Source organism: Aliiroseovarius sp. ABM4_368 (genome assembly GCF_056161205.1).
The window spans coordinates 17889-31146 of record NZ_JBSWYR010000008.1; the positions used below are offsets into that span (position 1 = coordinate 17889).

General features: G+C 53.6%; 11 protein-coding genes and 1 pseudogene. All 12 read left to right on the top strand.

Annotated features, from left to right (window positions below; genetic code table 11):
• Positions 1–152 precede the first annotated feature (152 nt).
• Positions 153–1121, top strand: a complete 969-nt coding sequence (locus ACXAH3_RS15850) for an ABC transporter substrate-binding protein (RefSeq protein WP_474863187.1) — start codon at positions 153–155, stop codon at positions 1119–1121.
• Positions 1121–2824 (top strand): ABC transporter permease, encoded by a 1704-nt coding sequence (locus ACXAH3_RS15855; RefSeq protein ID WP_474863189.1) that lies wholly within the window; start codon positions 1121–1123, stop codon positions 2822–2824. The genes ACXAH3_RS15850 and ACXAH3_RS15855 overlap by 1 nt, the downstream gene beginning before the upstream one ends.
• The gene (locus ACXAH3_RS15860) at positions 2812–3858 is read left to right on the top strand and encodes an ABC transporter ATP-binding protein (protein WP_474863191.1); all 1047 of its coding nucleotides are present in this window, start codon (positions 2812–2814) and stop codon (positions 3856–3858) included. Before ACXAH3_RS15855 ends, ACXAH3_RS15860 begins: the two co-directional genes overlap by 13 nt.
• Complete coding sequence (locus tag ACXAH3_RS15865) at positions 3855–4925, top strand: MBL fold metallo-hydrolase (RefSeq protein ID WP_474863193.1); 1071 nt, start codon at positions 3855–3857, stop codon at positions 4923–4925. Before ACXAH3_RS15860 ends, ACXAH3_RS15865 begins: the two co-directional genes overlap by 4 nt.
• Complete coding sequence (locus ACXAH3_RS15870) at positions 4922–5476, top strand: histidine phosphatase family protein (RefSeq protein WP_474863195.1); 555 nt, start codon at positions 4922–4924, stop codon at positions 5474–5476. The genes ACXAH3_RS15865 and ACXAH3_RS15870 overlap by 4 nt, the downstream gene beginning before the upstream one ends.
• Positions 5460–5924, top strand: a complete 465-nt coding sequence (locus ACXAH3_RS15875) for a phosphatase domain-containing protein (RefSeq protein ID WP_474863197.1) — start codon at positions 5460–5462, stop codon at positions 5922–5924. Before ACXAH3_RS15870 ends, ACXAH3_RS15875 begins: the two co-directional genes overlap by 17 nt.
• 659 nt (positions 5925–6583) lie before the next feature.
• Positions 6584–7864, top strand: a complete 1281-nt coding sequence (urtA, locus tag ACXAH3_RS15880; protein ID WP_474863199.1) for an urea ABC transporter substrate-binding protein — start codon at positions 6584–6586, stop codon at positions 7862–7864.
• A 59-nt stretch (positions 7865–7923) separates the two neighbouring features.
• Positions 7924–9891, top strand: coding sequence for an urea ABC transporter permease subunit UrtB (gene urtB, locus ACXAH3_RS15885; protein WP_474863201.1), 1968 nt, complete (start codon positions 7924–7926; stop codon positions 9889–9891).
• A 3-nt stretch (positions 9892–9894) separates the two neighbouring features.
• Positions 9895–11127: an urea ABC transporter permease subunit UrtC gene (gene urtC, locus ACXAH3_RS15890; RefSeq protein WP_474863203.1), complete on the top strand. Its 1233-nt coding sequence runs from the start codon at positions 9895–9897 to the stop codon at positions 11125–11127.
• The gene (urtD, locus tag ACXAH3_RS15895; RefSeq protein ID WP_474863205.1) at positions 11124–11864 is read left to right on the top strand and encodes an urea ABC transporter ATP-binding protein UrtD; all 741 of its coding nucleotides are present in this window, start codon (positions 11124–11126) and stop codon (positions 11862–11864) included. The genes urtC and urtD overlap by 4 nt, the downstream gene beginning before the upstream one ends.
• A gap of 3 nt (positions 11865–11867) precedes the next feature.
• Complete coding sequence (gene urtE / locus ACXAH3_RS15900) at positions 11868–12563, top strand: urea ABC transporter ATP-binding subunit UrtE (RefSeq protein ID WP_474863207.1); 696 nt, start codon at positions 11868–11870, stop codon at positions 12561–12563.
• Between the two features lie 161 nt (positions 12564–12724).
• Positions 12725–13024, top strand: a pseudogene (locus ACXAH3_RS15905) (transposase); the annotation flags it as partial.
• Positions 13025–13258 lie beyond the last annotated feature (234 nt).

Sequence of the window (13258 nt, forward strand, 5' to 3'; positions counted from 1 at the left end):
GTTTTTCTTTTTAATCCGTGTCTAACCACGTTTTCGATAATGCCAAAGGAAATAATAAATTTATTATTTGTCATATAATTTTTGCATTTCTGGACGATAAAGCGCGCACCGATCAGCTTTCGAACGAAAGCAGAAACCTCTGGAGACCTGCGATGAAATCCTTCCTGACTGCTACCGCATTTGCTTGTATTGCCACGGCAAGCTTTGCTGACACATTGACCGTTTACACTTCTCAACCGAACGCGGACGCGCAAAAAACCGTTGACGCATTCATGGCTGCAAATCCGGGCACTGAAGTGGAATGGGTACGTGATGGCACAACCAAACTGATGGCGCGCCTGCGCGCTGAAATCGAAGCTGGCAATCCGCAACCAGATGTACTGTTGATTGCGGACACTGTCACTTTGGAAGGAATGGCTCAAGATGGCCTGCTGACCGCTTATCAATCACCAGAAGCGGCAGCTTATGATCCAGCGCTTTACAGCGCAGAGGGCTACTACCACTCAACCAAACTGATCACGACCGGCATCGTCTACAACACCGGTGCGCAAAAGGCTCCAGCTGCTTGGGCGGACCTTAAAGATGCCTCACTGAAAGGACAAATTGCGATGCCGTCTCCTCTCTATTCTGGCGCGGCGCTGATCCATCTGGCAACTTTGACGGGTGAAGATTCGCTGGGTTGGGAATTCTACAGCGACCTTGCGACCAATGAGGCGCGTGCCAAAGGTGGCAACGGCGGCACATTCAAAGCCGTTGCAGCAGGTGAAAAACCGTACGGCATGGTTGTGGACTTCCTTGCAATCCGTAACAAAGCGGAAGGTTCACCGGTAGAGTTCGTTTTCCCTGAAGAGGGCGTTTCATACGTGACAGAACCGGTTGCGATCATGTCTTCCGCAAAGAATGTGGAAGCCGCGCAAAACTTCGTTGACTTCGTACTAAGCCAAGAGGGTCAAGAACTGGTTCTTGAAATGGGTTACATCCCAGCGCGCAACGATATGGGTGTCCCTGCCGGTTTCCCAGCGCGTGAAGACATCAAACTGATGGCGTTTGACCCAGCAGTTGCGTTGCAAAACGCAGAAGCGAACAAAGCGAAGTTCGCTGATCTTTTTGGCGCCAACTAATGCTTGGGACGAAATTTCTGGGGGGCAGCCGATCAGAAGATCGGCTGCTTTCTACTATCCTCTTAATCGCTATCACTTTGACGCTGACGCCGGTTGTGCGCCTGTTCCTCAAAGGCGTTTTGGTGGATGACCGACCTAGTCTCGCCCTGATTGATTACGTCCTTGCACAAAACTCTACACAGACGGCGCTTATGCATTCGTTGGTCACTGCAGGTTTGGGCACGGTTGTATCAGTGATCATTGGGGGCGCATTTGCATTCTTGGTGGCGTTGACAGACCTACGCGCTAAAGCAGCCTTGGTCTTTTGCTTGATGATCCCAATGATGATCCCGCCGCAGATCACAGCCTTGTCGTGGACACAGATCATGGGGCCGTCATCTGTGTTGCTAAAAACGCTCGGCATTGCGCCACCGCTTGGCAGTCCGCAGCCTTTGTATTCACCAGTGGGAATAATCCTGCTGCTGGGTATCCAGCACACATCAATTATTTTTCTGACACTGCGCGCTGGTTTGCGAGCCATCCCACAAGAAGTGGTTGAGGCCGCACGGATCAGCGGTGCAAAGGGGGTGCGGGTATGGTGGCAAATCGTCGTGCCGCTATGTATGCCCAGTTTGGCCGCAGGAATTGCCATTACCTTTGTAACGGCCCTCGGCAATTTTGGCATCCCCGCCATGCTTGGCATCCCGGCTGGGTATGCCACCTTGCCGACGCTGATCTACCAAAAACTCGCCGGTTTTGGCACGACTGTCCTGGCCGAAGTTGCCGTGCTCGCCATGTTGATTGGTGTGGTCGCAATTATTGGCATTTTGTTGCAACGGTTTTTCCAATCGCGCCAAAAGGTGCATCTAGTTGGTTCATCTTCGCGTCCATTGGCCATCTCTTTGGGGATCGCACGCCTGCCGACTGAGATCGCACTCTGGTCGGTGGTTGTCGCTATTTTGGTCTTGCCGATACTGGGGCTGCTGGCGACTTCTCTTGTGCCGGCTTACGGCGCCCCACTGCGGTGGGACACTGTGACGTTTGAATCTTGGTATGAGGCACTATTCCGCCAGCCCGCAACATCCCGCGCGTTTGTTAACTCCTTCTCCCTGTCCATTGGCGCTGCTTTGGTTTTGATCGCCATTTGCCTGCCGCTCGCGTGGCTGATGGAGCGCAAACCGACCCGTCTAGGACGGCTGTTTGATAGCCTCGTAGATCTGCCCTACGCACTTCCAGGCGTGGTTTTGGCAATCGCTATGATTTTGCTGCTGATCAAGCTGCCATTTACAGATGCAACGCTATACGGAACGATTTGGATCATATTCCTAGCATATTTGGCGCGGTTCTTGACCGTGATGTTCCGCCCGATTCAGGCAAGTATAAAACAGCTCGACCCGGCCATGAACGAAGCGGCTCAATCAGTCGGCGCATCTTTGTCCTACCGTTTGCGGACAGTGATCCTGCCGCTGTCCTCCCCTGCGGCAGCGGCCGGAGCAATACTTGTTTTTTTGACCGCATTCAATGAGCTCACGGTTTCCGCACTTTTATGGTCTTCAGGCACCGAGACCCTTGGTGTGATGATTTTCAACTTAGACGACAGCGGCGAAACAGTGATGGCGTCGGCACTCGCCATGACCATCGTTTTGGTGGTCATGGCGCTGATGGGCGCAATACAACTTTCCGCCCGCCGCCTGCCCAAAGGAGTGGTTCCATGGCAGACATAACTTTGAAATCCATCGACAAACACTTTGATGGTGTTCCCGCGTTGGAATCGGTTTCGGCGCAGATCAACGATGGCGAATTTGTTGCCTTACTTGGGCCGTCGGGCTGCGGAAAATCTACCTTATTGCGCTTGATTGCCGGGTTTGAGATGCCTAGCAAAGGTAGCTTGTCAATTGGTGGCCGCGAACAGGCGAACGCGGATACAGCCCATACGGTTCCACCAGAAGCACGCAATATTGGCTTTGTATTTCAGTCCTATGCCCTTTGGCCGCACATGACAGTGCGTCGCAATGTGTCCTATCCGCTTGAGATTCGAAGGCTGTCCAAGGCGGATCTAGAAACCCAAACCAATGCAGCCCTTGCGGCGACGGGTCTAACACAATTTGCTGATCGTATGCCGTCTGAACTGTCAGGCGGGCAACGCCAACGGGTCGCGCTGGCGCGATGCCTTGTATCTGACCCAGATGCGGTATTGCTGGATGAACCGCTTGCAAACCTCGATGTCGCGCTGCGGGCGTCAATGCAGGATGTGTTTTCAGATTTTCACAAGCGCACCGGTGCGACCATGGTCTATGTGACCCACGATCAGGCAGAAGCCATGGCGATGGCCGATCGGATTGCGGTGATGTCAGACGGAGAAATCGTACAATTTGACACACCAGAAGCGCTTTACCAGAAACCACGTTCTAGGTTTGTGGCTGGCTTCGTAGGCGAAGGCACAGTGCTTCCCATTGATGATGTGGATCACGCTTCTGGTACGAGCAAAGCAATTCTATTTGGAGAATCGGTTTCGATCCGGACGGACAGTGTACACCCGAACCTGATTTGCCTGCGCCCTGAAAACATAACGATATGCGAAAGCGGCCAATTTCGAGGCAAGGTCAGCCGAAGCACCTACTTAGGTGGGCGCTATAGAATGAGCATCGAGACGTTAACTGGAAGTTTTGTGACCGCAGAAAGCCACGTTAGATATGCCGAAGGGACACAGCTTGGCTTGAAGCTGTCATCGCCCTGGGCCTTCACTGAAATCTCATGAATAGCGTCAAAATCCTCTCAGGCATCGGCGTAAAAGGTCCGGCCTGCATTCAGCTGAATGTAAATGGCAAACGATGGATTCTCGACTGTGGTGTAGGCCCAGATGAGGAGGCACTGTTTGATCCGGCTTGGCTTGAAGGTGCTGATGCGGTCTTCATCACTCATGATCACGTGGACCACATCGCTGGCGCACGACATGTAGTGGAGGCTGGTCTGCCAATTTATGCTACTGCTCAGACAGCAAAATCACTGCCCAAGCGCGCGCAGACACGCATTTTACCGGAACATGGCGTTGTCGATATCAACGGCACACCGCTGACCGTCGGTCGAAACGGACATGCGCTTGGTGGTATTTGGATGCATTTCGCGGTTGATGGCGGGTTGTTTTATTCGGGCGATTGGTCCGAGGAAAGTGATTGGTTTGTCTTTGACGAACCGCCACAAGCAGACACCGCAATCCTGGATTGCTCATATCACGTCGATGACATTGCACAACAAGACCGGCTCAAGGCCTTGGATAAATTGGTTGCAGGCTTAAAAGGGCAAGTACTTTTCCCCGTTCCGCCGTCCGGCCGTGCTGGCGAGCTGGCATTGCGTTTGATACGCAATCACGGATCGGAATCCGTCGCACTTGATTGCGAATGCCAAGGTATCTTGCGCGTTGCGCTGGGGGCCGAAGGCTTTTTGCCGGAAGCTATGACGATTATTCCCCTCCTTGAAAATGAAGCACCTCCCGACGCGCGTTTTCTGATTTGTGACACGCCCAACGCCGAAGCAGGAAAGGCGCGTGAATTCGTTGACCTTTGGCGAAAACAGGGACGGCTAGGTTATGACGCCCATGTCGTTTTCACCGGTCACACTAGTGAATTTGCGCAAGAAATCTGCGCCGTTCCGGGTGGTTACTTTCAACGCTGGAACGTGCACCCGCCATTGCGAGATCAACGCAAAATGCTCAAGCGTCTTGGCGCTAAGCGTTTTGCGCCAGCTTTCTGCAAAAACCCAGAGACTTATAAAAAGCTCGGCGACCTTGAAGCCGAGGTTTTCTTGCAAGAACAGATCGCCTTATGACATATCTCCTTCCCTCCAAATCCTTCTGTTTGATCCGTCACGGTGAAACCACCGCAAATCGCGACAGCATCATCGCTGGCCGTTTGGATGTGCCTTTGACAAGTCTTGGTCGTGCCCAGGCGCGCGCATTGCAAAACAATGTTTGGCCAGACAAATTCGCTCTCTTTACAAGCCGAATGGTACGCGCGCAGGAGACCTGCGCTCTCGGATTTCCGGGTTATAGCTTCCAGTCGATTTCAGACCTACGTGAAAGGGACTGGGGTGTATTTGAAGGTGAACCACTCTCAAAGCTCCCGCCACGCGAAGGCCGCCCGGCAGGCGGCGAGGATTGGCAGGAAATGATTGACCGTGTGGCTAAAGCAATTTCGCGCTGTTGTGAGCTCGCGGGACCAGCACTTCCGATAATGGTCTGCCACTCTGGTGTTATCCGCGCCACCCGTATCTTGGTCGGGCAAAGTAGATCAGGTCAACGACCACCGAATGCCCAACCTATTAACTTTGAGTGGTCAAGAAATGGCCATCAGGAGACGTCAAATGTCCAAACCATTTAAGAAATCTTGCGTCGTATTCGATGTCGATGGAACGCTTGCAAGTTTTGACGCGGATCGCCTGGGGCATTTGGTGCATGGTGTTGAGAAACGATGGGATGAATTCCACAAAGCCATGGCCACTGCGCAAGAGATCGCACCCGTCGCGCATTTGCTACGACAGTTGAAGTCTTCCGGCGAAACGATTGTCATCTGTTCGGGAAGACCTGAAGAGTGGTCTGATTACACCGTGGCTTGGCTTAAAGAGAACGACTTAAGTTTTGACGCGATCTACCTGCGACCAAATGGATCGGATGCGGCGAGCGATCCCGACGTCAAGCGGACGCTTCTTAAGCGCATGCGCTCAGACGGGTTTGAACCTTGGATCGTTGTGGACGACCGCAGTAGTGTGGTCGCTGCGTGGAGAGACGAAGGCTTGGTGTGCTTGCAATGTGCAAACGGGGACTTCTAGGTCACCGAGGGTCGCGTCTTGCATATGCTCGATAAGAAATCGGCTAAAGCGCTTGGCTTCAGTGTCCTGCCACATGGGTAAAAAGGGCAGGGGGCAGTTTGCACCGTTTGTGCCGAGTTCATCTGACGTTCAACAGATCCTCTATGGTTCCGTCTTAACAGGATCCTACACACAGACCGGCCGATTGGGCCAAAGAGGATACTGAGCGGAAAGCAGTAGTGTTTGAACGGGGTCTGCTTTGCAGTATCAATCTCTAGAGGCCTGAAACTAGCCAAAACCTGCATTGGGTGCAGCAGTCCCGAGGTGCCCAATTTCTTGCCGCATACGCCTATAAGACCATCGAACTCTGATTTCTGGCGCTCGCCAGACCTCAGCTGTGTAAAAAATGAGCATACGCGCGTCTTTGTGATGAAAGTTGTAGCGCGCATTAATAACTTCAGCATTACGGCCACTGCAACGTTGCCAACCCCGCTGCGATGCAGCGACGCTTTCTTTGCCTGCTGAGCGCTGCTTGGGGAAACAGGTGTGTGACGGCAAGACGAAGTAGTGCTCGCATCAAGCCGTCACACGGGTGCAACAAAGGAAGTTGCAGAGACAACGCCTAGTGAAGCGTGCGGGTTTGCGCAAGTATCCTTGGCCTTCTCTGCCAGGAGAAACACATGAATTTTCTGAAAAATGCGATGCTGACCACGTTCGCGACTGCTGCTGTCGCGTCGGCCGCCAACGCCGCTAATTGTCCGATTAAGGTTGGTGTTCTGCATTCTCTTTCCGGGACCATGGCGATCTCGGAAACCACGTTGAAAGATACGATGCTGATGCTGGTGGACGAACAGAACGCAAAGGGCGGTGTGCTTGGATGCGAACTGGAAGCTGTCGTCGTAGATCCGGCTTCTGACTGGCCCCTGTTTGCTGAAAAAGCGCGAGAGCTGCTGACCGTTCACGAGGTTGACGTGATTTTCGGCAACTGGACATCGGTGTCGCGTAAATCGGTTCTGCCTGTGATCGAAGAACTGAACGGTCTGCTATTCTATCCGGTTCAGTACGAAGGTGAAGAAAGCTCGAAGAACGTGTTCTACACCGGTGCTGCTCCGAACCAACAAGCCATCCCGGCCACTGATTATTTCTTGGACGAACTGGGCGTCGAAAAATTTGCGCTGTTGGGCACTGACTATGTGTACCCGCGCACCACAAACAACATTCTGGAAAGCTATCTGAAAGGCAAAGGCATTGCCGCTGAAGATATCTTTGTGAACTACACCCCGTTTGGTCATTCGGATTGGTCCAAAATCGTTGCTGATGTGGTCGCCATGGGTGCTGACGGTAAGAAGGTCGGCGTAATATCGACCATCAACGGTGATGCAAATATCGGGTTCTACAAAGAACTGGCCGCAGCCGGTATCTCGGCGGATGACATTCCCGTGGTTGCCTTCTCGGTCGGTGAAGAAGAGCTGTCGGGCTTGGACACATCGAACCTTGTTGGCCATCTGGCGGCGTGGAACTATTTCCAGTCAGCCGAATCTGATGCGAACACAGCGTTCATCGAAGCCTGGAAAGCCAAGATGGGTGAGGAACGTGTGACCAACGACCCGATGGAAGCACATTTCATTGGCTTCAACATGTGGGTCAACGCGGCTGAAGCTGCTGGAACCACTGACGTCGATGCCGTGCGCACCGCGATGTATGGTCAAGAGTTCCCGAACCTGACTGGCGGCACCGCCGTGATGCTGCCCAACCACCACTTGGCCAAGCCTGTGCTGATCGGGGAAATCCAGGAAGATGGCCAGTTCGACATCATCAGCCAGACGGAAGAAGTTCCAGGTGACGCATGGACCGACTTCTTGGCAGAGTCCGCTGTGCTTAAGTCAGATTGGAAGGATCTGGGTTGCGGTATGTACAACACCGAAACCAACAGCTGTGTTCAGCTGAAGTCAAACTACTAATCTGAAACCTTCAGAAGGGCTTCGGCCCTTCTGACCCCTTTGCCTGAAGGCTTCTTCCAATGAGAACCTATGTTTTGGCCGCGCTGATGGTCCTTGTCTCGGCGGTAACGATACTTGCCCAGACAGACAACCCCGCGGGCCCGATGCAGAGCGTCTTGCAAGACCACAAAGAAGCGATCCTTAAAAGCTCGCGCAAAACGATTGGTCCCGCGATTGATGCTGTCGTTGCCAGTAAACTGCCGCAAGCGCGCGCAGTGTTAAATACATGGCAAAGCAAAGACATGTGGCACCACAAGCCAAGCGGACTGTTTTATCAAGCTCAGAAGGTCGAGGGCAAAACCTATCGTCTTATAGACTTTGACACCGGAGACGTTGTTGGCGAGGTCGACAAAGGTGATCTGAAACAGATCAAACCAAACAGCGGAATTCGCGCGATGATCGCGACGGCGCTTGTTCGCTTCCAATTGGAAGACCCCGATCCATTTATACGTGCAAGGGGGCTGACCGGGATTGAGCGCGCACCCAACGCATCGTTGCTTGAACCGCTAGTCGCATCTGTCGAAAGCGAGACGGATCCCGATCTTAAGGCGCGCAAAGCGCGGCTAGCGAAACTGCTTACAATATCCTTCAGCGACGACGACATTGCGCGTGTCACCGCGATCCAGGAACTTTCCGGTGATCTGGGCGTCGATGTACGTGGTGCGCTTAACCCTTTGGTCACGAAAGTGACCACGGCCTTCGAAGGGGATATCCCAGCTGATTTGAATGTCGCGCAATTGCGCGTTCCCGGACGCGATGAGTTTGCCAAGGCGGCCGCATATCAATTGCTTGTCGACGCCGGAAAAGCCCCAGCCTTGATTTCAGACGATCAGGTTCGGTTATCGCTGAGCACGCATATCGACGGCGGCCAAGTCGGTGGTGTACCAATTGCTCAGCTTAGCGATCCTGATGCCCGCGTTCGTGCCTATGCCGCTTTAGCCGCAGCGGGGAAAGTTCCCCCGATTGTCTCGGATGCCGACGTCGATAGCACATTGCAATCTTTCAGCTTCGCCGAAGTCTATGCCGAGCCGTCCCCCGCCGTCACACAAGCTGCCGAAGTCGCGCTTACCAAAATCTCGACCCGCGTATCACTCAGCCAAACCGCAGATCTGACGCTGGATGCGCTGTCTCTGGCGTCGATCTATTTTCTGGCGGCAATCGGGTTGGCCATCACCTTTGGCGTGATGGGGGTGATCAACATGGCCCACGGCGAGTTTATAATGATGGGCGCCTACACTGGCTATGTCGTTCAGCAATTTATTCCAAATCACACGGTATCGATTATCGTAGCGGTTCCTTTGGCCTTTGCGGTGACATTTGCTGCTGGCGTGGCCTTGGAACGGCTGGTGATCCGCTGGCTTTACAACCGCCCGCTTGAGACACTTTTGGCCACTTTTGGTATTTCGATTGCGTTACAACAGCTGGCGAAGAACATCTTTGGTACGCAAGCACGCCCGCTTACTGCGCCCGGTTGGCTGGATGGCGCGCTTGTTCTGAACCCGGTGATTTCAATCAGCTACATTCGCATTGCAATCTTCGTGTTGGCCCTGATTTTTCTTGGTGTGTTCCTCTACATCATGAAGCGCACCCGGCTGGGGCTTGAGACCCGCGCAGTGACGCAAAACCCGCGGATGGCGGGCGCGATGGGGATCAATCCGGGGCGCGTGAATATGCTGACCTTCGGTCTTGGATCAGGCATCGCCGGTATCGCAGGCGTCGCCATCGGGCTTTTTGCCAAGGTGACCTCTGAGCTTGGAGCTGACTATATCGTGCAAAGTTTCATGACCGTAGTTGTCGGTGGCGTGGGTAACATCTGGGGCACTCTGGCAGGGGCCACGATGATTGGATTCCTTCAAAAAGGGATCGAGTGGATGAACCCGTCTAATACGCTCGCTGCCCAGACATATATGATCATCTTCATCATTATTTTTATTCAGTTCCGACCACGAGGGATCATCGCCCTCAAGGGTCGCGCGGCGGGGGATTGATCGATGCAGAAGTCCTTTGTCATGCGCAATCCTTCCACACTGGTTTTCTTGGCGGTACTGGCTGCGTTCACAATCCTCGTGACGGTGCTCGCCGAAGGCTCGGGTGCGGGATTGATATCAACCAGTTTTGTAAAAACGCTGGGCAAAACGCTCTGCCTTGCCCTTATCGCCGTCGCGATGGATTTGGTCTGGGGATACACTGGCATTCTTAGCCTTGGCCACTTCGCGTTTTTCGGTCTTGGCGGCTATATGATTGGCATGTGGCTGATGTACGAGCGCACACGGGGGATCGTGGAAGCCTCGTTGGCTGAGGCGCAGATCCCTCCAACCGCGCAGGAAGTGGTGGATGCAATCGGCAATCAAATCTTTGGCGTGGTAGGTTCAAGCGAGTTCCCGATTGTCTGGAGCTTCGCGGACAGTCTGGCCATACAATTGGCGCTGGTCGTGCTGGTTCCGGGGACTCTGGCCGCCGTCTTCGGCTGGTTGGCCTTCCGGTCACGTGTGACGGGTGTATATCTTTCGATCCTGACGCAGGCCATGACGCTAGCCCTTGCATTGTATCTGTTCCAAAATGACAGCGGTTTGCGCGGCAATAACGGGTTATCCGGCCTGCAGAACCTTCCTGGCTTGGATCAAGTGCCACAAGCGAGCATCTCTATCTGGTTTTTTTGGGCATCTGCATTTGCTTTGGGTTTGGGTTATCTTTTTGCGGCTTGGATCGTGTCCGGCAAGTTCGGGTCAGTCATCCGGGGCATTCGCGATGACGAGGCTCGCGTCAGGTTTCTTGGGTATCCGGTTGAAACCTACAAGCTGTTTTTGTTTACAATCACCGCCATGATCGCGGGCATCGCGGGCGCGCTTTACTATCCGCAGGCCGGGATCATCAATCCGGCCGAGGTTGCACCCATTGCGTCGATCTATCTGGCCGTGTGGGTCGCCATCGGGGGGCGCGGGCGGCTTTACGGCGCGGTCATTGGCGCGATCTTCGTAAGCCTCGTGTCGTCATGGTTCACCGGAGGCCAAGTGCCGGATGTGAACCTTGGGTTTTACACCATCAAATGGGTCGACTGGTGGCTAATCGTGCTGGGCCTGAGCTTTGTGGCCGTCACGCTCTTTGCTCCGAAAGGCATCGGAGGACTAGTTGACTTGTGGACTGAGCGTAAAAGCCCCAATCGTCACGGTGCCGATCTGGGACCAAGCGCAGGTTCGCTGCAAGAAAAGGAGGCCCTTGAATGAGCTCTCTTTTAGAGGTTTCTGGTGTCTCTGTCAGCTTTGACGGGTTCAAGGCCATCAATAACCTGAGTTTTACGATCGGGTCGGCCGAGTTGCGTGCCATCATCGGGCCGAATGGTGCAGGCAAGACCACATTCATGGACATCGTTACGGGCAAAACCAAACCGGATGAAGGGCGCGTAGTCTGGGGTGACCTCAGCCGATCATTGCTGGGTATGTCCGAGGCAAAAATCGCACAAGCAGGCATTGGGCGGAAGTTTCAAAAGCCGACGGTATTCGAAGACCAGTCTGTCGAAGAAAACCTTGTCATGGCGCTGAAAAGCAAACGCAGCCCGTTGGCGACTCTTTTTTACAAACGTAGTACGGAAGATATGTCGCGTGTTGACGAACTGGCGCATGAAATCAACCTTGCCGATCAGTTACACCGCAAAGCGGGCGAGCTTAGCCACGGGCAAAAACAGTGGCTCGAGATCGGCATGCTTTTGGCGCAAGACCCACAGCTGTTGTTGGTTGATGAACCTGCAGCTGGGATGACACCTGCAGAACGCGAACACACCACAGCGCTGCTGGTCGAAGCTGCAAAAACCTGTGCCGTGGTCGTTGTCGAGCATGACATGGAATTTGTGCGACGCTTGAACTGCCGGGTGACAGTTTTGCATGAAGGTGCTGTGCTAGCTGAAGGCAGTCTGGATCACGTCACGTCGAACCAAGAAGTTATCGACGTGTATTTGGGGCGATAAAACATGCTGAACGTCAACGATCTGACGCTCCACTATGGGCATTCACAAATCTTGAACGGTATATCATTCGAAGCACAGGCGGGCAAAGTCACCTGTGTGATGGGTACGAACGGGGTCGGCAAAACCAGTCTGATGCGCGCAATTTCTGGGGCGCATCCAAGATCGGGTGGCAAAGTCACTTTGGACGGCGAAGATTTGGGCGTGCTGCCTGCGTATGCGTTGTCCCAGAAAGGCATCGCAATTGTACCGCAGGGGCGCGAAATCTTTCCTCTGCTCACTGTGCGCGAAAACCTGGAAACAGGATTTTCCTGTCTACCTGCATCTGAACATCACATCCCGGAAGAGATGTTCGAACTTTTCCCGATCCTGCGAAAATTTCTAGGCCGGCGTGGTGGTGATTTGTCGGGCGGGCAGCAGCAGCAGTTGGCGATTGCGCGAGCGTTGATCACCAAACCCAAACTGCTTTTGCTGGACGAGCCGACGGAAGGCATTCAACCAAACATCATCCAGCAGATCGGAGAAGTGATTAAACTGCTTCGCGATCGAGGCGATATGGCAATCGTTCTGGTCGAACAATATTTCGATTTCGCCTATGAGCTTGCCGATAACTTCGTGGTTTTGCGTCGCGGTGAAGTCACGATGTCTGGGAATAAACAGGATGCCGACCGAGATGCGTTGCTGAAGGCGGTCTCGGTGTGACGAACGGAGTGAGCGGTCCTATTTCGCTTCTTCAGCGAATTTCTGCACGTTTTGATGAGCGTGGGTTTCTGGCCGTGCCTGACGTCAGCGCTTATGGGACCAAATAGGGTCATTTGCTAAAAGAGTGTTTGTTGCTCATCGTAGCCACCAAGGAGTGGACGATGAGAAAGACAACGAAGAGCCTTAGCGAGAAGGTCGTCAAAGACATCAATCGCGCCACGCGCAAGCATTATTCAGCGGAAGAAAAGATCAGGATCGTCCTTGATAGGTTGCGTGGAGAAGACAGCATCGCTGAGTTGTGCCGCCGTGAGGGCATATCACAGGGCATCTACTACAAATGGTCTAAGGACTTCATGGAAGCCGGTAAGAAGCAGCTGGCTGGGGACACAGGGCGGGCTGCGAACGCGGACGAGGTCAAAGCGCTGCGCCGCGAGGCAAAGGATCTCAAGGAGGTTGTTGCGTAGCAAACGCTCGAATTGCGTCTTTTCAAAAAAGCATGACAGGCCCTTCTCGGCAGATTGATTTGCAATCGCCTGCCGGGTAATGGCTGGCATCAAACCTCGAAGAACCGGATCTTGCTGGAAGGTACTGTCAAAGGGATTCCGGTTGAAGCGGGCGGGGTGCTGACATAGCGTCCTTCTATGACAGAACGCTCTCCATTCAAGTACTTCAAAACCAGCCCCGAGGTTATACGC

Excerpts from the sequence above, each read along its gene's own strand:
- urtA (WP_474863199.1), top strand. The coding sequence starts at position 6,584 with ATGAATTTTCTGAAAAATGCGATGCTGACCACGTTCGCGACTGCTGCT.
- urtE (WP_474863207.1), top strand. The coding sequence starts at position 11,868 with ATGCTGAACGTCAACGATCTGACGCTCCACTATGGGCATTCACAAATC.
- ACXAH3_RS15865 (WP_474863193.1), top strand. The coding sequence starts at position 3,855 with ATGAATAGCGTCAAAATCCTCTCAGGCATCGGCGTAAAAGGTCCGGCC.
- ACXAH3_RS15850 (WP_474863187.1), top strand. The coding sequence starts at position 153 with ATGAAATCCTTCCTGACTGCTACCGCATTTGCTTGTATTGCCACGGCA.
- ACXAH3_RS15870 (WP_474863195.1), top strand. The coding sequence starts at position 4,922 with ATGACATATCTCCTTCCCTCCAAATCCTTCTGTTTGATCCGTCACGGT.
- urtB (WP_474863201.1), top strand. The coding sequence starts at position 7,924 with ATGAGAACCTATGTTTTGGCCGCGCTGATGGTCCTTGTCTCGGCGGTA.
- ACXAH3_RS15855 (WP_474863189.1), top strand. The coding sequence starts at position 1,121 with ATGCTTGGGACGAAATTTCTGGGGGGCAGCCGATCAGAAGATCGGCTG.
- urtC (WP_474863203.1), top strand. The coding sequence starts at position 9,895 with ATGCAGAAGTCCTTTGTCATGCGCAATCCTTCCACACTGGTTTTCTTG.
- urtD (WP_474863205.1), top strand. The coding sequence starts at position 11,124 with ATGAGCTCTCTTTTAGAGGTTTCTGGTGTCTCTGTCAGCTTTGACGGG.
- ACXAH3_RS15875 (WP_474863197.1), top strand. The coding sequence starts at position 5,460 with ATGTCCAAACCATTTAAGAAATCTTGCGTCGTATTCGATGTCGATGGA.
- ACXAH3_RS15860 (WP_474863191.1), top strand. The coding sequence starts at position 2,812 with ATGGCAGACATAACTTTGAAATCCATCGACAAACACTTTGATGGTGTT.